This is a genomic window from Azospirillum brasilense (genome assembly GCF_008365405.1).
In the GTDB taxonomy this organism is placed as follows: Bacteria; Pseudomonadota; Alphaproteobacteria; order Azospirillales; family Azospirillaceae; genus Azospirillum; species Azospirillum brasilense_D.
In genome coordinates this window covers 123,969-145,805 of record NZ_QOKV01000015.1, presented here as the reverse complement: position 1 = coordinate 145,805, position 21,837 = coordinate 123,969, and the positions used below count along the sequence as shown (strand labels likewise).

The following is a 21,837-nucleotide window of genomic DNA, read 5'->3' as shown; positions in this document are numbered from 1 at the left end:
CACTAACCAAAAACCGCGCAAACGCAGGACTGATGAGCGGCGGCTGCATCGGTGTCCTTGGAATAATTCGGGCGGCGTTTTTGCCCCCACCCTAACCCTCCCCCGCTGGGCGGGGGTGGGGACTTTTCTCCCCCCCTGCGTTAGCGGGGGAGGGCCGGGGTGGGGGCAACCGCGGCCACTGATCCCCTACCCATGAAAATGCTCGAACACCCGCCGGGCCAGCGCCGCGCTGATGCCGGGGGTCGCCTCCAGATCCTTCAGCCCGGCCGAGGCCACGGCGGTGGAACTGCCGAAATGGTGCAGCAGGGCCTTCTTGCGCGACGGGCCGACGCCGGGGATGCCGTCGATGCGGGTGTGGTCCATCGCCTTCAGGCGGCGGGTGCGGTGGGCGTCGATGGCCGTCCGGTGCGCCTCGTCGCGCAGCCGTTGCAGGAAGTACAGCACGGGGTCGTTGGGCTCCAGCCGGAAGGGCTCGCGGTCCGGCAGGAAGAAGCGCTCGCGCCCGGCGTCGCGGTCCGGACCCTTGGCGATGGCGGCCAGCGGCACGCCCGCGATGCCCAGCCCGTCCAGGACCGCGCGGGCGGTGTTCAACTGGCCCAAGCCCCCGTCGATCAGCACCAGATCGGGCCATTGGCCGCCGCCGCGCTGCGGGTCCTCGCGCAGCGCGCGCCCGAAGCGGCGGGTCAGCACCTCGCGCAGCATGGCGTAATCGTCGCCGGCCGCGGCGGGGTCCTTGATGTGGAAGCGGCGTCCGGCGTTGCGCTGGATGCCCTCCGGCCCGGCGACCACCATGGCGCCGACCGGGAAAGCCCCCTGGATGTGCGAGTTGTCGTAGATCTCGATCCGGGCCGGAGTCCTGGGGAGGCCGAAGACGCGGGCCACCCCGGCCAGCAGCTTGCCCTGGGCGGAGCGTTCGGCCATGCGGCGGCCGTGCGCCTCGCGCGCGTTGGTCAGGGCGTGTTCGACGACGCGGCGCTTCGGGCCGCGCTGGGGCACCTCCACCTCGACCCGCCGCCCGGCGGCCAGGGTCAGCGCCTCGGCGAGCAGGGCGCGCTCGGGGATGGCGTGGCTGAGCAGAAGGTGACGGGGCGGCGGCGTCCCTTCGTAGAGCTGGGCGGCGAAGGCGGCGAGGATCGCGGCGGGCTCCTCCTCGCCGTCGTGCCGGGGGAAGAAGGCGCGGGTGCCCTGGTTGCGCCCGCCGCGGAAGAAGAAGGCCTGGACGCAGGCGGTCCCGCCCTCGGCATGGACGGCCAGCACGTCGGCGTCTTCCAGCACGCCTTCCAGATTGATGTCCTGGCGGCTTTGCAGAGCGGTCAGGGCGCGGATGCGGTCGCGCCAACGGGCGGCGTCCTCGTAGGCCAGCCGGTCGGAGCAATCCATCATGTGCCGTGCAAACTCCGCCTGGACGGCGGCGCTGCGCCCGGTCAGCACATCGCGCACGCCCTGCATCTGCGCGGCGTACTCCTCCGCCGAGACGCGGCCGACGCAGGGGGCGGAGCAGCGCTTGATCTGGTGCTGGAGGCAGGGCCGCGTGCGCGCGGTGAAGGTGGCGTCGTCGCAGTTGCGCAGCAGGAAGGCGCGCTGCAACGCCCCGATGGTCATGCCGACCAGGGCGGGGGAGGCGTAGGGGCCGAACAGGTCGCGTTTCTTGCCATGCCGGTCGGCGCTGCCGCGATGGTGCATCAACCGCGGAAACTCGTGTCCCTCGCCCAAAGCGATGTAGGAAAAGGACCGGTCGTCCTTCACCAGCACGTTGAAGGGCGGCAGCAGGCGGCGGATCAGGTTCGCCTCCAGCAGGAGGGCCTCCGCCTCGGTGTGGGTGGTGACGAACTCCATGGAGCGGGTCAGCGTCACCATGCGGCGGGTGCGGTTGGGCAGCCCGTCCGTTCGGGTGTAGCTGGCCACCCGGCGCTTCAAGTTCTTCGCCTTGCCGACATACAGAATGCGCCCGTCCGCCCCGATCATCCGGTAGACGCCCGGCGTGTCCGGCAGCGTCGGCAGGGTGGCGCGGATCACCGCGGCTCCATCTACAGCCAAGCCGGCCATGGTCCCTAACCCGGTGTGCTAATCACGATGGCGCGGAAGGAAGCAGGGGAACGAACAGGGGACAAGGGACAATCGTCAGCCCTGTCCTTCAGGCCAGGACTCATCCCGCCCTTTGCCGCTCCACGCCCGCATCGGCATCCGGGCGGGTGCTGTCGCGGACGACCAGCTCGCAATCCAGCCCATGATGCGGCTGGGCCACCGTCGTGCCGTTCAGCCGGGCCAGGATCTGGCCGGCGGCCAACTCCCCGATTTCGCGTTGCGGCGGGCGCACGGTGGACAGCGGCGGCAGGCAGGCGGCGCTGAAGGTCAGGTCGCCGAAGCCGATCACCGCCAGATCGTCGGGCACGCTCAGCCCGCGCCGGTTCGCCTCGAACAGCACGCCCAGCGCCATGGCGTCGTTGGAGCAGACCACCCCGTCGATGTCCGGATGCAGCGCGAACACCTCGTCGATCAGCCAGATGCCGACGGGGGTGGAGGCGGTGTCGGGGGCGGTGAAGGCGATCGGCTCGTGCAGGCCGCGGCGGCGCACCTCGTCCTCATAGCCGTCGGTGCGGCTGCGCACGCGCATGTCCTGGTGCACGGCGGCGCCGATGTAGGCGACCTTGCGGCTGCCCTGGTCGTAGAGATGGGCGGTCTGCCGGCGCCCGACCTCGAAGTGGGAGAAGCCGACCGTCATGTCCACCGCCGGGGTCTGGGCGGAGGGGATGTCCCACATCTCCACCACCGGCACACCGGAGGAGCGCAGCATGGCGCGCGTCCGCTCGGTATGGTGCAGGCCGGTGACCACCACCGCCGCGGGCGACCAGGCGAGGAAGGCGCGAATCAGCTCCTCCTCCCGCTGCGGATCGAACTCGCTGACGCCGAGCAGCGTCTGGTAATGGGCGGTCTGGAAGGCGCTTTGCAGCGTGTTGTAGGTTTCCGCGAAGAAGGAGTTGGTGATGGAGGGCAGGATCACCCCCACCGTCCGGCTCTTCGCCGCGGCGAGGCTGCCCGCGACGAGGTTCGGCACGTAGCCGAGCTGGTCGATCACCGTCCGCACGCGGGTCGCCAGCTCCTCCGACACCGCCTCCGGCTTGCGCAGATAGAGCGAGACGGTGCTGGGCGACACGCCGGCGGCGTTGGCCACGTCCGTCATGGTCAGCCGCTCGGTGGCGCGGCGGGTCTTCTTGCGGATGGGTTTGGCGGGTTTCGGCGGAAACGGCTTGGCGGGCGGCTGTGCGGTCATTCTCGTCCTTCCCTGCGGCGAACCCCGCCGCGCGGCGAGGCGGCATCATAGCACGCCGTTGGAAAAGCGGGGGAAATGCGGGAACGGTCAGGGCGCGGCATTCGGTTCCGCTCCGGCCATTTCCGTGTCCGCCAGGGCGGCGCGCGCCTGCTCCGCGAAGAAGTCGATGAAGACGCGGATCTTGGCGGGCAAAAGGTTGCGGTGGGGGTAGAGCACGGCGAGCGTCACCGGCTCCGGGGGGCAATGCGGCAGGACGACGCGCAGCTCCCCGCGGCGCAGATGGTCGGCCACCTCCCACAGCGGCTTCAGCACGATGCCTTCCCCGGCCAGCGCCCAGCCGGTCAGCACGTCGCCGTCGTCGGCGTCGAACTGGCCGGACACCGGCAGGGTCATCGCGCCTTGCGGGGTGTTCAGCGTCCATTGGAACTGCTGCGAGCCGGGAAAGCGCAGCAGCAGGCAGTGGTGGGACAGCAGTTCCTCGGGCCGGGCCGGCACGCCCCGTCGCTCCAGGTAGGACGGGGCGGCGCAGAGCACCCGCGGCAGGTCGGCGATCTTGCGCGCGACGAAGCTGGAATCCTTCAGCGGCGCCATGCGGATGGCGACGTCGGTCGCCTCGCGCAGCAGATCCAGCAGATGGTCGGACAGGCGCAATCGCAGGTCCACCTGGGGGTAGGCGGCGTGGAAGCGCGGCACCATCGGGGCCAGGATGCGCCGCCCGAAGCCCAGCGGCGCCGTCACGCGCAGGCTGCCCACCGGCGCCCCGCCGATGGCGCCGACGCTGCTCTCCGCCCGCTCCGCCGCTTCCAGAACCTCCAGGCAGTGTTCGAAGAAGACCTTCCCGGCCTCGGTGAACTGCACCTGCCGGGTGGTGCGGTTCAGCAGGCGGGCGTTCAGATGCTCTTCCAGGCTTTGCAGTCGGTGGCTGACCACGGCGGGCGACAGGCGCAGGCTGCGCCCGGCGGCGGACAGGCTGCCCAGCTCCACCACCCGCACGAACACCCGCATGTTCTCCAGCAGCGCCACGCTTGGCCCTTTCCCCACACGCCATGGGGAATCTTCCCACCTTTCCGTTTTTTTTGAAAGTGCTGGCGCACGCATCCGCTTCCCCGCTGCGCTGCGGCAACCGTAGAGTTCAGGGTGAGGATCACCGAACGGAAGAGGCCGCGCGCATGGAGCCGATCATCTGGGAGTGGGTCAACGTTCTGGTGCGCTGGCTGCACGTCGTCACGGCCATCGCCTGGATCGGGTCGAGCTTCTATTTCATCCACCTGGACCTGTCCCTGCGGCGGCGCGACGGCCTGCCCCCCGGCGTGGCAGGGGAGGCGTGGCAGGTCCACGGCGGCGGCTTCTACAACATGATGAAGTACACGGTCGCCCCGGCGGAACTGCCGGAGAAGCTGACCTGGTTCAAATGGGAAGCCTACGCCACCTGGCTCAGCGGCTTCGCGCTGCTGTCGGTGCTCTACTACCACGGCGCCACGCTCTACATGATCGACCCGGCGGTGCTGGACATCCCCTGGTGGGGCGCGGTGCTGCTCAGCCTGGGCGCCCTCGGGCTGGGCTGGCACGTCTATGACCGGCTGTGCAAGTCGCCGCTGGGCAAGGACGACGTGAAGCTGGCGGCGGCGGGCTTCGTCTTCCTGGTGCTGGTCGCCTGGGGCCTCAGCCACGTCTTCAGCGGGCGGGCGGCGATGCTGCATGTGGGCGCGCTGATCGGCACGATGATGTCGGCCAACGTCTTCCGCATCATCATCCCCAACCAGACCAAGGCGGTGGCCGCCATGAAGGCGGGCCAAGTGCCCGACCCGGCGCTGGGCAAGCAGGCCAAACAGCGCTCGCTGCACAACAATTACCTGACGCTGCCGGTCGTCTTCCTGATGATCTCCAACCACTACCCGCTGGCCTTCGGCACGCGCTACAGCTGGGTGATCGTGGCGGTGGTGCTGGTGGTGGGGGCGGTGATCCGCCACTTCTTCAACAGCCGTCACGCCGGCAAGCCGTCGCCCTGGTGGACCTGGGCGGTGGCCGCCGCGGGCGTCGCCGTCATCATCGGCTTGAGCGCCGCCGGCACGCGGACCGAGAGCGCCGCCACCGAACCGGCCAGGGTCGAGTTCGCGCAGGTGGAGGAGGTGGTGCTGTCCCGCTGCTCCATGTGCCACGCGGCGCAGCCGGTGTGGGAGGGGATCGGCGTGGCGCCGCGCGGCGTGATGCTGGACAGCGCGGAGGCGATCAGCCGCCACGCCTCCCAAATCCGGACCTGGGCGGCGCTGTCCGACGCGATGCCCCCCGGCAACGTCACCGGGATCACGCCGGAGGAGCGCCGCCTGCTCGCCGCCTGGACCGATCAGCTGCCCCGGTAGGTGGAGTAGCTGTAGGGGGAGACGAGCAGCGGCACGTGATAGTGCTGGTCCGCGTTGGCGACGCCGAAGCGGATCGGCACCACGTCGAGGAAGGCGGGTTCGACGATTTCCAGGCCGGAGGCGCGGAAATAGTCGCCGGCCTCGAACACCAGCTCGTAGACGCCCGGCGTCAGGTCGGCCCCGGCGAGGAGCGGCGCATCGCAGCGTCCGTCGGCGTTGGTGCGGGTTTGGGTCAGCCGCTCCCGCCGCTCCCCGTCGATGCGGTAGAGGATGACGGCGATCCCGGCGCCGGGCCGTCCGTGCGTCGTATCGAGAACATGGGTGGTCAGGCGCCCGCTTCCGGACATGGGTCTCTCCTCTCGTGAATCCCTTCTCCTCCCTGGGGAGAAGGGATAAGTGACTTTACACCGCACCGCCGCGCGGTCCGAACGGGGCCTGCGCAAAAAGACTTTCAAACGGATCGAAAAAGCGGACCCCGGCGATTGCGGGTATGCTGCGGGGCAGGAGACCGATCAGGGAAGGCCGGGATGCGACCGAGCGAGATGGACCGTGCAAGTTTCGTCGCCCGATTCGGCGGCGTGTTCGAACATTCGCCCTGGGTCGCCGAAGGCGCCTGGGATGCCGGAAACCTGCCCGACGATGCGGAGGGATTGCACGCCGCGATGGTCGCCGTCCTGCGCGCCGCCGGCCACGACCGGAAGCTGGCGCTGCTGAACGCTCACCCCGATCTGGCGGGCCGGCTGGCGCTGCGCGGCGAGCTGACCGCCGACAGCACGGCGGAGCAGGCCAGCGCCGGGCTGGACCGCTGCACGCCCGAGGAGTTCGCCCGCTTCACCGAACTGAACGACGCCTACAAGGCGCGCTTCGGCTTTCCCTTCATCCTGGCGGTCAAGGGCCGCAGCCGCGCCGACATCCTGGAGGCGTTCGAGACCCGCCTGTCCAACGGCCCGGAGGAGGAGTTCGCCACGGCGCTGGCCCAGGTCGAGCGCATCACCTGGCTGCGCCTGAAGGACATGATCCCATGACGGTGTTTGGCGCGGACCTGATGGCGCGGCTGGACGCCTTTGCCGGCTTCACGGAGGAGCCGGGGCTGCTGACCCGCCTGTTCCTGACGACCCAGCACCGCGCCGCCGCGGACTGGCTGATGGAGCTGATGGGCAAGGCCGGGATGAACGCCCGGCTCGACCCGGCGGGCACGGTGGTCGGCCGCTATGAGGGGACCGTGCCGGGCGCGCCGGCCCTGCTGATCGGCTCCCACATCGACACGGTGCGCAACGCCGGCCGGTATGACGGGAACCTTGGCGTGCTCGCCGCCATCGCCGCGGTGGCGGAATTGGACCGGCGCGGCGAGCGGCTGCCCTTCGCCATCGAGGTGCTGGGCTTCGGCGACGAGGAAGGCGTGCGCTTCCCCGTGACGCTGACCGGCAGCCGCGCCGTCGCGGGCCGTTTCGACCGGGCGGCGCTGGAGACGCGCGACCGCGACGGCGTGCGCATGGCCGACGCGCTGCGCGCCTTCGGCGGCGACCCCGAGGCCATCGCCACGGCGGCCCGCAAGCCGGGGGAGGCGCTGGCCTTCCTGGAGGTGCACATCGAACAGGGGCCGGTGCTGGAGGCCGAAGGGTTGCCGGTCGGCATCGTCACCGCCATCAACGGGGCCACGCGCTTCGCCGTCCGGCTGCGCGGCATGGCCGGCCACGCCGGCACGGTGCCCATGGCGCTGCGCCGCGACGCGCTGGCCGCCGCCGCCGAGATGACCCTGGCGGCGGAGCGGGTGGCCGCGGCCTCGGACGCCGGGGCCCCCGATGCCGGATTGGTGGCGACGGTGGGCCGGATCGAGGCGAAGCCGGGCGCCGTCAACGTCATCCCCGGCGAGGTCGTCTTCACCCTCGACGTCCGCGCGCCGGAGGACGCCGTGCGGCGCGACGCCTGCGCCGCCATCCTCGCCGACTTCGAGGGCATCGCCGCCCGCCGCGGCGTGGAGCTGGCGGTGGAGACCACCCACGACGCGGCGGCGGCCCCCTGTTCCCCCGGCATCCGGCGGCAGATCGAGGCTGCCGTGATCCGCGCCGGTGTCCGTCCCCTGTCGCTGCCCAGCGGCGCCGGGCACGACGCCATGGCCTTCGCCGGCGTGCTGCCGATGGGCATGCTGTTCGTCCGCTGTGCGGGCGGCATCAGCCACAACCCCGCCGAATCCATCACCGCGGAGGACGCCGACCTGTCGGTGCAGATCCTCCTGGACATCATCCGCCACTTCGAGCACGAGACCCCGACACCATGACCAACACTGCCCGGACCGACACCGCTCAACAGGCCATCCGCGCGTTCCTGGAGCAGACCCGCGACGAGCAGGTCCGCTTCCTGGCCGAACTGGTCAAGGTGCCCTCCGACAACCCGCCCGGCGACTGCGCCCCCCACGCCGAGCGGGCCGCCGAGCTGCTGGAGGCCATGGGGCTGACGGTGGAGCGCCACCCGGTCCCGGCGGAGCTGGTGCGGGCCAACGGCATGATCTCCGCCACCAACCTGATCGTGCGCCGCCGCTTCGGCGACGGGCCGACGGTGGCGCTGAACGCTCACGGCGACGTGGTGCCGCCGGGCGAGGGCTGGACCCGCGACCCCTACGGGGCGGAGGTGGTGGACGGCTGGATGTACGGGCGCGGCGTCGCCGTCTCGAAGTCCGACTTCGTCACCTACACCTATGCGCTGCTGGCGCTTGAGAAGGCCGGTCTTGACCGCGGCACGGTGGAACTGCACCTGACCTACGACGAGGAGGCGGGCGGCGAGATCGGGCCGAAATGGCTGCTCGACGAGGGGCTGACCAAGCCGGACTTCGCCATCGCCGCGGGCTTCAGCTACGGCGTCGTCACCGCGCACAACGGCTGTCTGCATCTGGAGGTCGAGGTCACCGGCAAGTCCGCCCACGCCGCCCTGCCGATGACCGGCATCGACGCGCTGGAGGCGACGACCGCGATCCTCGGCGGGCTCTACGAGCACCGCAAGGGCTACGCCGGCACCGTGTCGGCGGTGGGGGGCATCGGCTCGCCGCAGTTGACGGTCGGGCTGATCAAGGGCGGCATCAACACCAACGTCGTCCCGGACCGCGTGACCCTGCGCCTCGACCGCCGCATGATCCCGGAGGAGGCGCCGGAGACGGTGGAGGGGGCGTTGCGCGCGGTCATCGCCGACGCGGCCGCGGCCTTCCCGAAGGTCCGCGTCGAGGTCCGCCGCATCCTGCTGGCCCGCCCGCTGACCCCGCTGCCCGGCACCGACCGGCTGGCCGCCGTCCTCTGCGCCCAGGCCAGCCGCGTGATGGGCGAGACGGTGGAGACCAAGGGCGTGCCGCTCTACACCGACGCGCGCCATTACTCGGACGCGGGCGTGCCCATCGCGCTGTTCGGCGCCGGCCCCCACACCATCGAGGAGGCCAACGCCCACCGCGCCGACGAGCGCCTGCCGCTGTCCGACCTGTTCAAGGCGACGGAGGTTGTGGCGCTGGCGCTGTTGGAGGTGCTGGGCGAGGGGTGAAGGTGCATTGGCGCTGACGCTGCCCCCTCCCTAACCCTCCCCCGCTGGCGCAGGGGAGGGGACATGAATCTCCCTCCCCTGCGCAGCGGGGGAGGGCCGGGGTGGGGGCAATAACGCCTCCACAACGATGAGAACGACAAGGACGACCCGCCGGTGATCATCGAGAACGATCTGAAGCTGGACTTCAAGGATGTGCTGATCCGCCCGAAGCGCAGCACCCTGGAAAGCCGCAACGACGTGGACATCGAGCGGACCTTCCGCTTCGTCCACAGCGGGCTGGAATGGACGGGCTTCCCGCTGATCGCGGCCAACATGGACGTGGTCGGCACCATGGCCGTCGCCCGCGCCCTGTCGCGCTTCGGCGCCATGACCGCCCTGCACAAGCACTACCCGGCCGAAGCCCTGATCCCCTTCTTCCGCGACGAGGACACGGCCAACGTCTTCTACTCGCTGGGCACGACCGAGGCCGACTACGACAAGTTCCAGGCGGTGAAGGCCAAGGCCCCGGTGGCCAAGCTCTGCCTGGACGTCGCCAACGGCTACACGGAACGCTTCGTGCGCGTCATCAGCCGGTTGCGGACGGAGAATCCGGACATGGTCATCATGGCCGGCAACGTGGTGACCGGCGACATGACCGAAGCGCTGCTGCTCGCCGGGGCCGACATCATCAAGGTCGGCATCGGGCCGGGGTCGGTCTGCACGACGCGCAAGATGACCGGCGTCGGCTATCCGCAGCTCTCCGCCATCATCGAATGCGCCGACGCCGCCCACGGGCTGAAGGGGCAGGTCTGCGGCGACGGCGGCTGCACGGTTCCGGGCGACATCTCCAAGGCCTACGGCGCCGGTTCGGACTTCGTGATGCTCGGCGGCATGCTGGCCGGCCACGACGAGTGCGAGGGCGACATCCGCTACGAGGAGCGCGGCGGGCAGACGGTGCCGGTGGCGATGACCTTCTACGGCATGTCGTCCGACACGGCGATGCACAAGTACGCGGGCGGCGTTGCCTCCTACCGCGCGTCGGAGGGCAAGACCGTGGAGGTCCCCTATCGTGGACCGATCGACGGCACGATGCAGGAGATCATGGGCGGCGTGCGCAGCATGATGACCTACATCGGCGCCACCAAGCTGAAGGAGGTGTCGAAGCGGACCACCTTCGTCCGCGTCGGAGCGCAGTTGAACACCGTCTTCGGGGGGTGATGCCACGGGAGGTACCCTGCATCGGTACCTCCTTCTCGACCGTCTTCCTCCGGAACCACCGGCGGCTTCCACCGTTCGCAGGATGTGCGGACGGGTGGGGCGCCGGACGGCTTGCCCCACCCGTCCGCCTTTTGGCGGGACGAGGAAGGCAGAGCTTATGCGTGATTTCGATGGAGCCGCTCCAGCGTATGTGGGGCGGACGGACGGGCCGGCGGTTTTCGATTACCTGATCGTCGGGGCGGGCTTCGCCGGCAGCGTGCTGGCGGAACGGCTGGCGGCGGGGCTGGACAAGCGGGTGCTGCTGATCGACCGGCGCCCCCACATCGGCGGCAACGCCTACGACCATCACGACGACGCGGGCGTGCTGATCCATCGCTACGGCCCGCACATCTTCCACACCAATTCGCAGCCGGTGGCGGACTATCTGTCCCGCTTCACCCAGTGGCGGCCCTACGAGCACCGGGTGCTCGCCCATGTGGACGGGCAGCTCGTCCCTATCCCGATCAACCGGACGACGGTCAACACACTGTACAGGCTGGACCTCGACGAGGCCGGGGTCGCAGAATTCCTCAAGAGCCGCGCGGAACCGGTGGCCGACGTCCGCACGTCGGAGGACGTGGTGGTCGGCGCGGTCGGGCGGGAGCTGTACGAGAAGTTCTTCCGCGGCTACACCCGCAAGCAATGGGGCCTCGACCCGTCGGACCTCGACAAGGCGGTCACCGCCCGCGTGCCGACGCGGACCAACGACGACGACCGCTATTTCGGCGACAGCTTCCAGAACATGCCGCTGCACGGCTACACGCGGATGTTCGAGAACATGCTCGACCACCCGAACATCACCATCCGCCTAGGCGCCGATTTCCGCGACGTGGTGCGCGACGCGCGCTACCGCAACCTGATCTTCACCGGACCGGTGGACGAGTATTTCGGCCACCGCTTCGGCAAGCTGCCCTACCGCTCCCTGACCTTCCGGCACGAGACGGTCGATCAGGAATGGTTCCAGCCCGTCGCCGTGGTGAACTACCCCGGCGAGGAGGTGCCGCACACCCGCATCACCGAATACAAGCACCTGACCGGTCAGACGAACCCGCGGACCAGCCTGACCTACGAATACCCGTCGGCGGAGGGCGACCCCTACTACCCGATTCCCCGCGCGGAGAACGCGGCCCTCTACCGCAAGTACCAGGAACTGGCCGACGCCACGCCGAACGTCCATTTCGTCGGACGGCTGGCGACCTACCGCTACTACAACATGGATCAGGTGGTGGCGCAGGCGCTGGCGCTCTACACCCGCATCGCCAAGGCCGAAGGCGCCGTGGCGGAGGGGGCGCGCGGCATTTCCGGGATCGGCGCCGCCCAACCGGCCGCTCCGGTCCACAGCAGGAGGGAAGCCTCATGAAAGCGTTCGGAATGGCCCTGGCCACCGCCGTCGTTCTCGCCATCGGCGCCAGCGTGATCCTGGAGGGCACGCTGGGCCGCACCGCCGACGAGACCTTCGCCGCCCCCTCGGTCCGGCTGAGCGAGGAGAACACCGTGCAGCACCGGAACTTCACGGGGCACTGAGGACCGCGTTCCGTGGGGAGGGGACGGCGCGTCCCCTCCCCATTCGGTCCCTTACATGTCCAGCCCGACGTCCAGGTTCGGCGCGCTGTGGGTCAGCCAGCCGACCGAGATCATGTCCACCCCCGCCTCGGCGATGGCGCGCACGGTGGACAGGGTGACGTTGCCCGACGCCTCCGTCACCATGCGGCCGTCGACCATGGCGACAGCGCGGCGCAGCGTCTCCGGGTCCATGTTGTCGAGCAGGACGACGTCGACCGGCAGGGCCAGCAGCTCCTCAAGCTGGGCCAGCGTGTCCACCTCGACTTCCACCTTCACCATGTGGCCGATGGCGGCGCGGACGCGCTCCACCGCCGGGCGGATGCCGCCGGCCACGGCGATGTGGTTGTCCTTGACCAGCACCGCGTCGTCGAGCCCGAAGCGGTGGTTGAAGCCGCCGCCCAGCCGCACCGCCTGCTTCTCCAGCACGCGCAGGCCGGGGGTGGTCTTGCGGGTGCAGACGATGCGGGCGCGGGTCCCCTCGACCTCGCGCACCAGCGCGCGGGTGGCGGTGGCGATGCCGGACAGGCGGCCCAGCAGATTCAGCGCCGTGCGCTCCGCCGTCAGCAGGGCGCGGGCGCGGGCCGTCACGGTGGCGATGGTGGCGCCGGGCGCCACGTCGGCGCCGTCACCATGCTCCACCCGCAGCTCCGCCGCCGGGTCGAGGGTGCGGAAGGCGGACAGGGCGACCTCCAGCCCGGCGACGCGCCCGTCCTTGCGGGCGGCCACCCGCGCCGTCGCCACTTCGTCCGCCGGGACGATGCTGTCGGTGGTGATGTCGCCGGCCCGCCCGAGGTCCTCCGCCAGGGCGGCGCGGACGATCGGTTCATAGGTCAGAGGATGGAGCATGCGGCGTCTCCGGAAAGGGGGCCGGCGGCCCCGGTCAGGTCGGTGAGGGTGAAGCGGTGGCGCTGCGCCGCCGGGTCTTCCTGCGGGAAGTCGGTGCGGAAATGCGCCCCGCGGCTTTCGCTGCGGGCGAGCGCGGCGTGGACGATCAGCCGCCCGGCCAGCAGGCGGTTGCGCGCCTCGCCCCAGCGGCGGACGGCGGCGAGGTCCGCCGGGCCATAGCCGCACAGCGCGTCGAGCGCCACGGCGAGCCGGTCCAGCTTGCGCCGGGCGGTCCACAGACCCACCCCGTCGCGCACCAGCCCGGCGCCCTGGTAGAGCGTGCGGCGGGATTCGTCGGTGATGGCGTCGAGCAGGCCGGCCCCGACCTCCCCGGCGACGGCGGGCGCCTCGGGCAGGGCGAAGGGCGGCAGGGGAGGCAGGTCCCGCCCGGCCACGTCGCGGGCGACCCGCGCGCCGAACACCAGCGCCTCCAGCAGGGAATTGCTGGCCAGCCGGTTGGCGCCGTGGACGCCGGTGCAGGCGACCTCGCCGCAGGCCCACAGCCCGTCCAGGCTGGTTCGCCCGGCGGGATCGGTGACCACCCCGCCCATGTGGTAATGCGCCGCCGGCGCGACCGGCACCGGCTCCCGCCACGGGGCGAGCCCATGAGCGGCGCAGAGCGCCAGAACGGTGGGGAAGCCGTCCGGCTTGGCGGCCAGCGCCGGGCGCATATCCAGCCGCACCGGCTCCCCCGCCGCGACGCGGGCGCCGATGGCGCGGGCCACCACGTCGCGCGGAGCCAGTTCGGCCAACGGGTGCTCCGCCGCCATGAAACGGACCCCGCGCCGGTCGAGCAGAAGCGCCCCGGCGCCGCGCAGCGCCTCGGTCAGCAGGGGGGCGGGATCGGCGTCCACGGCGAGCGCCGTGGGGTGGAACTGCACGAACTCCACGTCGGCGAGCAGCGCCCCGGCCCGCGCGGCCAGAGCCAGCCCGTCGCCGGTCGCCTCCGGCGGGTTGGTGGTGCGGGCGTAGGCCCCGCCGACCCCGCCGGTGGCCAGCACCACGCGCGGCGCGCGGTGGAACACCCAGCCTTCCGCGTGGCAGGCCAGAACGCCGCAGACCCGCCCGTGGCGTACCGCCAGATCGACGGCGAAGGCGTCGCTCTCCACTCGGATCGACGGGGTGGCGCGCACCCGCCCGGCCAAGGCGGCGACGATGGTCGCCCCGGTGGCATCGCCCCCGGCATGAACGATGCGCGCCGCCCCGTGCGCCGCCTCCCGCCCCAGCAGGGGCGCGCCGTCGGCGGCGCGGTCGAAGGGCAGCCCGGCGAGAAGCAGCGCCCGCACCCGCTCCGCCCCCTCGCGGGTCAGCAGCAGGGCGCGGTTCGCATCGACGAAGCCGGCGCCGGCGGCCACCGTGTCGGCGGCGTGCGCCTCCGGCCCGTCGCCGGGGCCGATGGCGGCGGCGATGCCGCCCTGGGCATGGTTGCTGGAGCCGCCCGGCAGGTCCGGGGTCTTGGTCAGCAGCGTGACGGCGCGCGGCGCCAGATGCAGGGCGGCGGTCAGCCCGGCCATGCCGGAACCGATGACGACCACCTCCGAATCGCGGACCGTGTAGGCGGTGGGCATGGAAAGCCTCCCGACGAGAGGATTTTGAGAAGAAAGTCCCCTCTCCCGTCCCGGGAGAGGGAGGGGCCCGCCGCGACGCGGTGGGAGGGTGAGGGTGCCGGCAAGAATCAGCGCCTTGATCCTCGGACGACCCTCACCCGGCCCTGCGGGCCACCCTCTCCCGGGACGGGAGAGGGGATGGACGATGGAGGATCAGCGCGGCTTGACGGCCAGCATCCGTTCCACCGAACGGCGGGCGCGGTCGGCGACCTCCGGGGCGATGGTCACCTGGGGCTCCAGCGTGCGCAGGCTGTGCAGGATGGTCGCCAGCGTGATCTTCTTCATGTGCGGGCACAGGTTGCAGGGCCGCACGAACTCCGTCTCCGGCGAGGCGGCGGCGACGTTGTCGCTCATCGAGCATTCGGTGACCATCAGCACCCGCGGCGGGCGGCGGTCCGCCACGAAATCGACCATGCGCGCGGTGGAGCCGACGAAGTCCGCCGCCTCCAGGACGTCGGGCGGGCATTCCGGATGGGCGATGACGACCAACTCGTCGAAGCGCCCGCGGAATTCGCGGATCTCGTCGCCGGTGAAGCGCTCGTGCACCTCGCAATGGCCCTTCCAGGCGATGATCTCGACGCTGGTCTGGGTGGCGACATACTTCGCCAGATACTCGTCGGGCAGCATGATGACGCGCGGCGCGCCCAGCGATTCCACCACCTCCACCGCGTTGCCGGAGGTGCAGCAGATGTCCACCTCCGCCTTCACGTCGGCCGAGGTGTTGACGTAGGCGACCACCGGCACGCCCGGATAGCGCTCGCGCAGCAGCCGCACGTCGGCGGCGGTGATCGATTCGGCCAGCGAGCAGCCGGCCCCGGTGTCGGGAATCAGCACCGTCTTTGCCGGATTCAGCAGCTTCGCCGTCTCCGCCATGAAATGCACGCCGGCCACGACGATCACGTCGGCGTCGGTCTCGGTCGCGCGGGCGGCGAGCGCCAGGCTGTCGCCGACGATGTCGGCCACACCGTGGAAGATCTCCGGCGTCTGGTAGTTGTGGGCGAGGATCACCGCGTTGCGCTCGCGCTTCAAGCGGTTGATCTCATGGACCAGCGGGGCGTGGAACGGCCATTCGACAGCGGGCATCACGCGCTTCATGCGCTCGTAGATCGGCTGCGTCGCCGCGGCGATGTCGGGCGTGTAGGCAAGGCCGGTGGTATCGCGCATGGCGCATTCCTTTAATGCTCGCGGTGAGCAAAACCATAAATGCTCGATCAGAGCATATCAAGCGGAAAAGAATGCGTCGTGCGGAACGTCGGTGATCCGCGCTACTTGGCTTCCTGGCTGCTCAGGTCTGAGGGGTTCTCCGAGCGGGTCGGCTCGTGCCCCATGTCGGGTTCGCTGGCCCATTCGTTCGGGCGTGGCACCGGGTTGCCCTGGAGGTCGGGCGGCGCCCGGCGGACGTCGGCCAGGGCCTGCTGAAGCTCCGACGCCTGGGTCTCGCCGCTGGTGCTGGATTTGGGCGCGCGCACGCCCTGTTCGTTGGGCGGCGGCTCCTGGCTCTGCTGCACCTTGATGTCGTTGGACAGCGACTCCTTGTTGACTTCCTGGGCGATGACGTTGCCGGTCATCAGCAGCCCGGCGATCAGGCCGGATGAGACGAGACCGGAGGACATGAGGGCGGCGAGCAAGGCGGCGGACTCCTTTTGGATGAAGGGGTGACAAGGCCGTCCCTCTCCCCAACAGGCGTGGGCACCAACCCTCCCGTTCGCGCGTTAACAGGGGCATGGACCCGACCGACGCCCCGACCCTGCCGCCCATCTTCCGGCCCTGGCCCGCCGAGGCGGGCGGCCCCTTCGCCACCGCCTGCCGCTTCGCCGCGGAGGGGGCGGCGCCCGGCACGCTCGTCCACAGCGGCCGGCGCGACCGGCTGGACGTGGCGGTGGTGCTGGTCCCCGACCGTCCGGACGCCGGCGACGGCCTCGCCGCCGTCACCCTGGTCGCGCTGGCCGACGCGCTGGAGGCGCTGGGGCCGCCGAACCAGAGCATCCGCTTCGACGGCGCGGGGCGCCTGCTGCTGAATGGCGCGGTGGCCGGCGGAGTGACCGTCGCCCTCGGCCCCGGCGCCGAGGACGGGCTTCCCGCCTGGGCCGTGGTCGGCGCCGAGCTGGAGGTTCTGGGCGACCCCGACGATCCCGATCCCGGACGCCGCCCTGACCGCACGGCGCTGCGCGAGGAGGGCTTCGGCGACACCGACGCCGTGGCGGTGCTGGAGAGCTTCACCCGGCATCTCCTGACCTGGATCGACCGCTGGATGGACGCGGGCTTCGAGCCGGTGCGGCGGGTCTGGGAACAACGGCTGATCCGCAAGGCAGAGGGGACGCGGTCATGAGCGGGCAGGCCGAACGGCGCGGCGTCGGCATCACGGTGGAGCGCCAGCGCATCGACAACCCGTGGGTGGACGCGCGCTGGCGGGTGACCGGCGCCCTGCCGGCGCTGCCCGACCGCGCGCCCTGGACCGTGCTGGCTCAGGACGGGGAGCGCACCGGCTATTACGCGGGGGCGGCGGAGATCGTGCTCCATCCCGGCGAGACGGAGAATTACGTCGAGAATCTGAAGGGCGGCCACCCGATGCTCTATGTCATTCTGCGCCGCTGCGCGGAGGAGCCGGGGCTGCGGCTGCTCGCCGTCACCGTCGATCCCGGCGAGGTCGACGCCCATTCCGATGCGGGCGACGACCTGATCGAAGCGATCCCGCTGCCACCCGACCTCGCGGCGTGGATGCGCGATTTCGTGGCCCGCCACCACACCGAACGCCCCTTCTACAAGCGCCAGCGCGACCGCGCCGACCCGGAGGCGTTGGCCCGCCGCGCTCCGCTTGCTCATCCTGGAAAGGATCAGCGCCATGGATGACGGGTCCGAAGGCTTCCTGTCCCGCTGGTCGCGGCGCAAGCAGGAGGCGCGCACGGCGCCCGTCGAGGCCCCCGAACCGCCGGAGGAGCGGGACACGGTGGAGGAGCCGCAGGCCATCGCCGCTCCGCCGCCGGAACCCTTCGACCCGGAGAGCCTGCCGCCGGTGGAGAGCCTGGGCGCGGACAGCGACTACACCGGCTTCCTCGCCAGCAATGTCCCGCAGGAGCTGAAACGGCTGGCTCTGCGCAAGGCCTGGACCAGCGACCCGGTGATCGCGGGCTTCCGCGGCTTCGCCGAGTATGACTGGGACTGCAACGCCCCCGGCTACGGCAAGCTGCTCGACACCGACCGGATTGCCGACCTGCTGGACCGCATCGCCACCGACGAGAAGCCGCCGGAGGAGGAGAAGCCGGAGGAGGTTGTGGTCGCTGGGGTGGATGAGTCTGAAGAAGTGGACAGTCCTGCCCCCACCCCAACCCTCCCCCGCTCCGCGGGAGAGGGTGCCTTAGGCGAAGCGGCGTCCATCCCCTCCCCTGCGAAAGCGGGGGAGGGTTAGGGAGGGGGCAACGCTCAGGGTTGGGGCAAGACCATCGCCTGTCCTGGACTGCGCAACCTTTGAGCATTCCCGCTGTTGTCCCTGATGAGCCGGACCTTAACCGGCCACGGGAAAGGCGAAGCGGGGCAAGGGCATGGCGGAAACGGCCATCATCGACGACGCGGATCGGCTGCGGGCGCAGGCGTACGGCCTGCTGGCCCATCTCTTGGCGCGTCCGCCGTCGCGCGACTTGCTGAGCACGGTCGGCGCGCTGGCCGGGGACGGCTCGCCGCTGGGGCGGGCCATCAGCGATCTGGCCGTACGCGCCCGTACGCTCGCCGACGACCCGGACGGCGAACGCCGGGCCGAGCGCGAATACCACGAGCTGTTCCTCGGGGTGACGCGCGGCGAACTGGTTCCCTTCGCCTCCTACTACCGCACCGGTTTCCTGATCGACCGGCCGCTGGCCCGCCTGCGCGAGGACATGCAGGCGCTGGGCATCGAGCGCGCCCCCGGCGTCAGCGAGCCCGAGGACCACATCGCCGCCATCGCCGAGATCATGGGCGCGCTGGCCGCCGGGACCGTGGGCACGGCGGACGGCGAGCCGGACCTGCCGCTCCAGAAGCGCTTCTTCGAGCGCCACCTCGCCCCCTGGGCGGGGCGCTTCTTCCAGGACCTGGAGGAGGCGTCGGCGGCGCGTCTCTACCGGCCCCTGGGCACCTTCGGGCGGCTGTTCCTGGACATCGAGACCAACGCCTTCGCGATGATCGCGTCCGTCCCTCAGGACGCGCCGCGCGGGGCCGACCAGCGGGAGGGCACGATCCATGCACCGTGACGAAAGCCAGAAGAAAACCGGACTGGAACGCCGCAGCCTGCTGAAGGGCCTCGGGCTGGGTGCGGCGGGGGCCGCCGCCGCGGCCGCGACCCTGCGCGCCGCGCCGGTGGAGGCGATGGAATCGCGGCAGGAGCAGGTGAAGTCCCGCTACCGCGAAACCGACCATGTGAAGCGTTTCTACGCGCTGAACCGACTCTGACCGCGACTTTGATCCAGAGGGCCGCCCCATGCTCGTCAAGCGCAACGCCGGAACCGCCGCCACCCGCGCCTCCCTCGCCCGCCGCCTGAACGGATTGTCGGCCAATGGACTGTCGGCGCGCACCGCCGGGCTGGGAGAAACCGTCGACCGCCGCGGCTTCCTGAAGACCTCCGGCCTCGCCGCCGGGGGCATGGCGGCGCTGGGTGCGCTGCCCGCCGCGATGATCCAAAAGGCCGAGGCCGGGCCGACCCTGCCCAACGTCGAGATCGTCACCCGCAAGAACGTCTGCACCCACTGCTCCGTCGGCTGCACGGTGATCGCGGAGGTGCAGAACGGCGTCTGGACCGGGCAGGAGCCGGGCTGGGAAAGCCCGATCAGCCAGGGCGCGCATTGCGCCAAGGGCGCCTCGGTGCGAGAGCTGACCAAGGGCGAGCGGCGGGTGAAGTACCCGATGAAGCTGGTCGACGGCCAGTGGCAGCGCATCTCTTGGGACCAGGCCATCGAGGAGATCGGGACCAAGCTGCTGGAGATCCGTGAGCAGTCCGGACCGGACGCCACCTTCTGGCTGGGCTCCGCCAAATTCTCCAACGAGGGCGCCTATCTCTTCCGCAAGCTGGCGGCCTTCTGGGGAACCAACAACGTCGATCATCAGGCGCGCATCTGCCACAGCACCACGGTCGCCGGGGTGGCGAACACCTGGGGCTACGGCGCCATGACCAACAGCTACAACGACATCCAGAATTCCAAGGCGCTGCTGATCATCGGCGGCAACCCGGCGGAGGCCCACCCCGTCTCGCTGCCGCACATGCTGCGCGGCAAGGAGCACAACCGCGCGCCCTTCATCGTCATCGACCCGCGCTTCACCCGCACCGCCGCCCACGCCACCGACTATGTGCGCATCCGCCCCGGCACCGACATCCCGGTCACCTGGGGCATCCTCTGGCACATCTTCGAGAACGGCTGGGAGGACAAGGACTACATCCGCCAGCGCGTCTACGGCATGGACGAGATCCGCGCCGAGGTGAAGAAGTGGGACCCCGCGACGGTGGAGCGGGTCAGCGGCGTGCCCGGCGAGCAGCTCTACCGCGTGGCGGAGGCGCTGGCGAAGAACCGGCCGTCCACCGTCATCTGGTGCATGGGCATCACCCAGAAGACCACCGGCACCGCCAACGTCCGCGCCCTGTCGATCCTGCAACTCGCGCTGGGCAACATCGGGGTGGCCGGCGGCGGGGCCAACATCTACCGCGGCCACTGCAACGTGCAGGGCGCCACCGACTTCGGTCTCGACGTCTCCACGCTGCCCTCCTACTACGGGCTGGCCGAGGGGGCGTGGAAGCACTTCTGCCGCGTCTGGGACGTCGATTACGACTGGATGAAGGCCCGCTTCTCCTCCAAGGAGCTGATGGAGGCCAAGGGCATCCCGACCACCCGCTGGTTCGACGGCGTCACCTACAAGCCGGAGGAGATCCAGCAGCCGTCGCCGCTGAAGGCGATGGTGGTCTTCGGTCACGGCGGCAACACCGTCACCCGCATGCCGGAGATGCTGAAGGGGCTGGAGCAGCTGTCCCTGCTGGTCATCGCCGACCCGCACCCGACCACCTTCGCCGCCTTCAAGGAGCGCCGGAACGGCACCTACATCCTGCCGGCCTGCACCCAGTTCGAGACGGACGGCTCGCGCACCTGCTCCAACCGGTCGATGCAGTGGGGCGAGAAGGTCGTGGAGCCGATCTTCGAGTCCAAGGACGACTACACCATCATCTATCTGCTGGCCCGCAAGTTCGGCTTCGCCGACGAGATGTTCAAGCACATCACGGTGGAGGAGACCCGCCCGGTGCCGGAGGACATCCTGCGCGAGATCAACCGCGGCTGCCTGTCCACCGGCTACACCGGCCAGTCGCCGGAACGGCTGAAGATGCACATGAAGCATCAGGCCGATTTCGACAAGATCACCATGCAGGCGACCAGCGGCCCGCTGAAGGGCGAGTATTACGGCCTGCCCTGGCCCTGCTGGGGCCATCCGGAGCTTCGCCATCCCGGCTGCGCCGTTCTCTACGACACCTCCAAGCATGTGATGGAGGGTGGCGGCGTCTTCCGCGCCCGCTTCGGGGTGGAGCGCAACGGCGTCAGCCTGCTCGCCGACGGCTCCTATTCCAAGGGGTCGGAGATCGAGGACGGCTATCCCGAATTCACCATGGCGATGCTGCGCAAGCTGGGCTGGGACAAGGACCTGACGGCGGAGGAGATGCGCGTCATCCAGGCCATCGGCGGCGACAAGACCGACGAGGTGAGCTGGCAGACCGACCTGTCGATGGGCATCATCCGCGTCGCGCTGAAGCATGGATGTTCGCCGCACGGCAACGCCAAGGCCCGCGCCGTCGCCTGGAACCTGCCCGACCCGGTGCCGCTGCACCGCGAGCCGATCTATTCCCCGCGGCCGGAGCTGGTGAAGGAGTACCCGGCGATCGAGGACCGGCGCGATTTCCGCCTGCCGCAGCTCGCCCGCTCGCTCCAGTTCAAGATCGCGGACAGCGACATCCGCCAGCGCTTCCCCTTCATCCTGACCTCCGGACGGCTGGTCGAGTATGAGGGCGGCGGCGAGGAGACCCGCTCCAACCCCTGGCTGGCCGAACTGCAACAGTCGATGTTCGTGGAGATCAACCCCAAGGACGCCGAGCGCCTGGGCATCCGCGACGGCGGCATGGTCTGGGTCTACGGGCCGGAGGACAGCGCGAAGGCGCGGATGCGCGCGCTGGTGACCGAACGCATCGGCGCCGGCACGGTCTTCATGCCCTTCCACTTTTCCGGCTACTGGCAGGGCAACAGCCTGCGGGAGAACTACCCGCCGGGCACCGATCCCATCGTCCTGGGCGAGCCGGCCAACGGGGTGACGACCTACGGCTACGACCCCATGACCTTCATGCAGGAAACCAAGGTGACGCTGTGCCGCGTCGAACCGGCCTGACGCGCAAGGAGG

General features: G+C 70.6%; 21 protein-coding genes. 13 read left to right on the top strand and 8 right to left on the bottom strand.

What is annotated here, in order from left to right:
- Positions 1-186 precede the first annotated feature (186 nt).
- The 3 genes from uvrC to DS837_RS21460 all read right to left on the bottom strand — a co-directional run bounded on the left by uvrC (position 187) and on the right by DS837_RS21460 (position 4,294).
- Entirely contained in the window at positions 187-2,046 is a 1,860-nt protein-coding gene (gene uvrC, locus DS837_RS21470) for an excinuclease ABC subunit UvrC (RefSeq protein ID WP_149166611.1), read from the bottom strand.
- A gap of 100 nt (positions 2,047-2,146) precedes the next feature.
- Entirely contained in the window at positions 2,147-3,271 is a 1,125-nt protein-coding gene (locus DS837_RS21465; protein WP_149166610.1) for a LacI family DNA-binding transcriptional regulator, read from the bottom strand.
- An 87-nt stretch (positions 3,272-3,358) separates the two neighbouring features.
- On the bottom strand, positions 3,359-4,294 hold the full coding sequence (locus DS837_RS21460; protein ID WP_149166609.1) for a LysR family transcriptional regulator: 936 nt from the start codon (positions 4,292-4,294) through the stop codon (positions 3,359-3,361).
- A gap of 146 nt (positions 4,295-4,440) precedes the next feature.
- Between DS837_RS21460 and DS837_RS21455 the strand changes: the two genes are divergently transcribed.
- Positions 4,441-5,631 carry a urate hydroxylase PuuD gene (locus DS837_RS21455; protein WP_149166608.1) on the top strand — a complete coding sequence of 397 codons (1,191 nt, stop codon included), beginning with the start codon at positions 4,441-4,443 and terminating at the stop codon, positions 5,629-5,631.
- Here the strand turns inward: DS837_RS21455 and uraH are convergent.
- Positions 5,616-5,978: a hydroxyisourate hydrolase gene (gene uraH, locus DS837_RS21450; protein WP_149166607.1), complete on the bottom strand. Its 363-nt coding sequence runs from the start codon at positions 5,976-5,978 to the stop codon at positions 5,616-5,618. The genes DS837_RS21455 and uraH overlap by 16 nt on opposite strands.
- A 195-nt stretch (positions 5,979-6,173) precedes the next feature.
- On the opposite strand from uraH, the gene uraD reads away from it, so the two are divergent.
- From uraD to DS837_RS32155, 6 genes are all read left to right on the top strand, one after another.
- Positions 6,174-6,656, top strand: coding sequence for a 2-oxo-4-hydroxy-4-carboxy-5-ureidoimidazoline decarboxylase (gene uraD, locus DS837_RS21445; protein WP_247876300.1), 483 nt, complete (start codon positions 6,174-6,176; stop codon positions 6,654-6,656).
- Entirely contained in the window at positions 6,653-7,909 is a 1,257-nt protein-coding gene (locus DS837_RS21440; protein WP_149166606.1) for an allantoate amidohydrolase, read from the top strand. Before uraD ends, DS837_RS21440 begins: the two co-directional genes overlap by 4 nt.
- A complete protein-coding gene (locus DS837_RS21435; RefSeq protein ID WP_247890061.1) occupies positions 7,906-9,153 on the top strand; it encodes a M20/M25/M40 family metallo-hydrolase in 1,248 nt (415 codons plus the stop codon). The genes DS837_RS21440 and DS837_RS21435 overlap by 4 nt, the downstream gene beginning before the upstream one ends.
- Before the next feature lie 153 nt (positions 9,154-9,306).
- A complete protein-coding gene (locus DS837_RS21430; RefSeq protein WP_149166605.1) occupies positions 9,307-10,350 on the top strand; it encodes a GMP reductase in 1,044 nt (347 codons plus the stop codon).
- A 157-nt stretch (positions 10,351-10,507) separates the two neighbouring features.
- Positions 10,508-11,749 (top strand): UDP-galactopyranose mutase, encoded by a 1,242-nt coding sequence (gene glf / locus DS837_RS21425; protein WP_149166604.1) that lies wholly within the window; start codon positions 10,508-10,510, stop codon positions 11,747-11,749.
- Positions 11,746-11,913 carry a hypothetical protein gene (locus DS837_RS32155; RefSeq protein ID WP_170295939.1) on the top strand — a complete coding sequence of 56 codons (168 nt, stop codon included), beginning with the start codon at positions 11,746-11,748 and terminating at the stop codon, positions 11,911-11,913. Before glf ends, DS837_RS32155 begins: the two co-directional genes overlap by 4 nt.
- A 51-nt stretch (positions 11,914-11,964) precedes the next feature.
- On the opposite strand, the gene nadC is transcribed toward DS837_RS32155, so the two are convergent.
- The 4 genes from nadC to DS837_RS21405 form a co-directional block, all read right to left on the bottom strand.
- The gene (gene nadC / locus DS837_RS21420; RefSeq protein ID WP_149166603.1) at positions 11,965-12,798 is read right to left on the bottom strand and encodes a carboxylating nicotinate-nucleotide diphosphorylase; all 834 of its coding nucleotides are present in this window, start codon (positions 12,796-12,798) and stop codon (positions 11,965-11,967) included.
- Entirely contained in the window at positions 12,783-14,405 is a 1,623-nt protein-coding gene (locus DS837_RS21415) for an L-aspartate oxidase (RefSeq protein ID WP_149166602.1), read from the bottom strand. Before DS837_RS21415 ends, nadC begins: the two co-directional genes overlap by 16 nt.
- 192 nt (positions 14,406-14,597) lie before the next feature.
- On the bottom strand, positions 14,598-15,608 hold the full coding sequence (gene nadA / locus DS837_RS21410; protein ID WP_149166601.1) for a quinolinate synthase NadA: 1,011 nt from the start codon (positions 15,606-15,608) through the stop codon (positions 14,598-14,600).
- Between the two features lie 101 nt (positions 15,609-15,709).
- Entirely contained in the window at positions 15,710-16,072 is a 363-nt protein-coding gene (locus tag DS837_RS21405) for a hypothetical protein (protein ID WP_149166600.1), read from the bottom strand.
- A 95-nt stretch (positions 16,073-16,167) separates the two neighbouring features.
- Here DS837_RS21405 and DS837_RS21400 point away from each other — a divergent pair, with 95 nt between their 5' ends.
- From DS837_RS21400 to DS837_RS21375, 6 genes are all read left to right on the top strand, one after another.
- Positions 16,168-16,773, top strand: a complete 606-nt coding sequence (locus DS837_RS21400) for a biotin/lipoate--protein ligase family protein (RefSeq protein ID WP_149166599.1) — start codon at positions 16,168-16,170, stop codon at positions 16,771-16,773.
- The gene (locus DS837_RS21395; protein WP_149166598.1) at positions 16,770-17,294 is read left to right on the top strand and encodes a DUF3305 domain-containing protein; all 525 of its coding nucleotides are present in this window, start codon (positions 16,770-16,772) and stop codon (positions 17,292-17,294) included. The genes DS837_RS21400 and DS837_RS21395 overlap by 4 nt, the downstream gene beginning before the upstream one ends.
- Complete coding sequence (locus DS837_RS21390; RefSeq protein ID WP_149166597.1) at positions 17,287-17,850, top strand: DUF3306 domain-containing protein; 564 nt, start codon at positions 17,287-17,289, stop codon at positions 17,848-17,850. Before DS837_RS21395 ends, DS837_RS21390 begins: the two co-directional genes overlap by 8 nt.
- Positions 17,851-17,983: 133 nt before the next feature.
- Positions 17,984-18,664 carry a TorD/DmsD family molecular chaperone gene (locus DS837_RS21385; protein ID WP_149166596.1) on the top strand — a complete coding sequence of 227 codons (681 nt, stop codon included), beginning with the start codon at positions 17,984-17,986 and terminating at the stop codon, positions 18,662-18,664.
- The gene (locus tag DS837_RS21380; protein ID WP_149166595.1) at positions 18,654-18,863 is read left to right on the top strand and encodes a twin-arginine translocation signal domain-containing protein; all 210 of its coding nucleotides are present in this window, start codon (positions 18,654-18,656) and stop codon (positions 18,861-18,863) included. The genes DS837_RS21385 and DS837_RS21380 overlap by 11 nt, the downstream gene beginning before the upstream one ends.
- Positions 18,864-18,891: 28 nt before the next feature.
- Positions 18,892-21,825, top strand: a complete 2,934-nt coding sequence (locus DS837_RS21375; RefSeq protein WP_149166594.1) for a formate dehydrogenase subunit alpha — start codon at positions 18,892-18,894, stop codon at positions 21,823-21,825.
- Positions 21,826-21,837: the final 12 nt, after the last annotated feature.

Bases quoted from the DNA above. Each gene is read 5' to 3' on its own strand.
- uvrC (WP_149166611.1), bottom strand. From the start codon at position 2,046: ATGGCCGGCTTGGCTGTAGATGGAGCCGCGGTGATCCGCGCCACCCTG.
- DS837_RS21465 (WP_149166610.1), bottom strand. From the start codon at position 3,271: ATGACCGCACAGCCGCCCGCCAAGCCGTTTCCGCCGAAACCCGCCAAA.
- DS837_RS21455 (WP_149166608.1), top strand. From the start codon at position 4,441: ATGGAGCCGATCATCTGGGAGTGGGTCAACGTTCTGGTGCGCTGGCTG.
- uraH (WP_149166607.1), bottom strand. From the start codon at position 5,978: ATGTCCGGAAGCGGGCGCCTGACCACCCATGTTCTCGATACGACGCAC.
- uraD (WP_247876300.1), top strand. From the start codon at position 6,174: ATGGACCGTGCAAGTTTCGTCGCCCGATTCGGCGGCGTGTTCGAACAT.
- DS837_RS21440 (WP_149166606.1), top strand. From the start codon at position 6,653: ATGACGGTGTTTGGCGCGGACCTGATGGCGCGGCTGGACGCCTTTGCC.
- DS837_RS21435 (WP_247890061.1), top strand. From the start codon at position 7,906: ATGACCAACACTGCCCGGACCGACACCGCTCAACAGGCCATCCGCGCG.
- glf (WP_149166604.1), top strand. From the start codon at position 10,508: ATGCGTGATTTCGATGGAGCCGCTCCAGCGTATGTGGGGCGGACGGAC.
- DS837_RS32155 (WP_170295939.1), top strand. From the start codon at position 11,746: ATGAAAGCGTTCGGAATGGCCCTGGCCACCGCCGTCGTTCTCGCCATC.
- nadC (WP_149166603.1), bottom strand. From the start codon at position 12,798: ATGCTCCATCCTCTGACCTATGAACCGATCGTCCGCGCCGCCCTGGCG.
- DS837_RS21415 (WP_149166602.1), bottom strand. From the start codon at position 14,405: ATGCCCACCGCCTACACGGTCCGCGATTCGGAGGTGGTCGTCATCGGT.
- nadA (WP_149166601.1), bottom strand. From the start codon at position 15,608: ATGCGCGATACCACCGGCCTTGCCTACACGCCCGACATCGCCGCGGCG.
- DS837_RS21400 (WP_149166599.1), top strand. From the start codon at position 16,168: ATGGACCCGACCGACGCCCCGACCCTGCCGCCCATCTTCCGGCCCTGG.
- DS837_RS21395 (WP_149166598.1), top strand. From the start codon at position 16,770: ATGAGCGGGCAGGCCGAACGGCGCGGCGTCGGCATCACGGTGGAGCGC.
- DS837_RS21390 (WP_149166597.1), top strand. From the start codon at position 17,287: ATGGATGACGGGTCCGAAGGCTTCCTGTCCCGCTGGTCGCGGCGCAAG.
- DS837_RS21385 (WP_149166596.1), top strand. From the start codon at position 17,984: ATGGCGGAAACGGCCATCATCGACGACGCGGATCGGCTGCGGGCGCAG.
- DS837_RS21380 (WP_149166595.1), top strand. From the start codon at position 18,654: ATGCACCGTGACGAAAGCCAGAAGAAAACCGGACTGGAACGCCGCAGC.
- DS837_RS21375 (WP_149166594.1), top strand. From the start codon at position 18,892: ATGCTCGTCAAGCGCAACGCCGGAACCGCCGCCACCCGCGCCTCCCTC.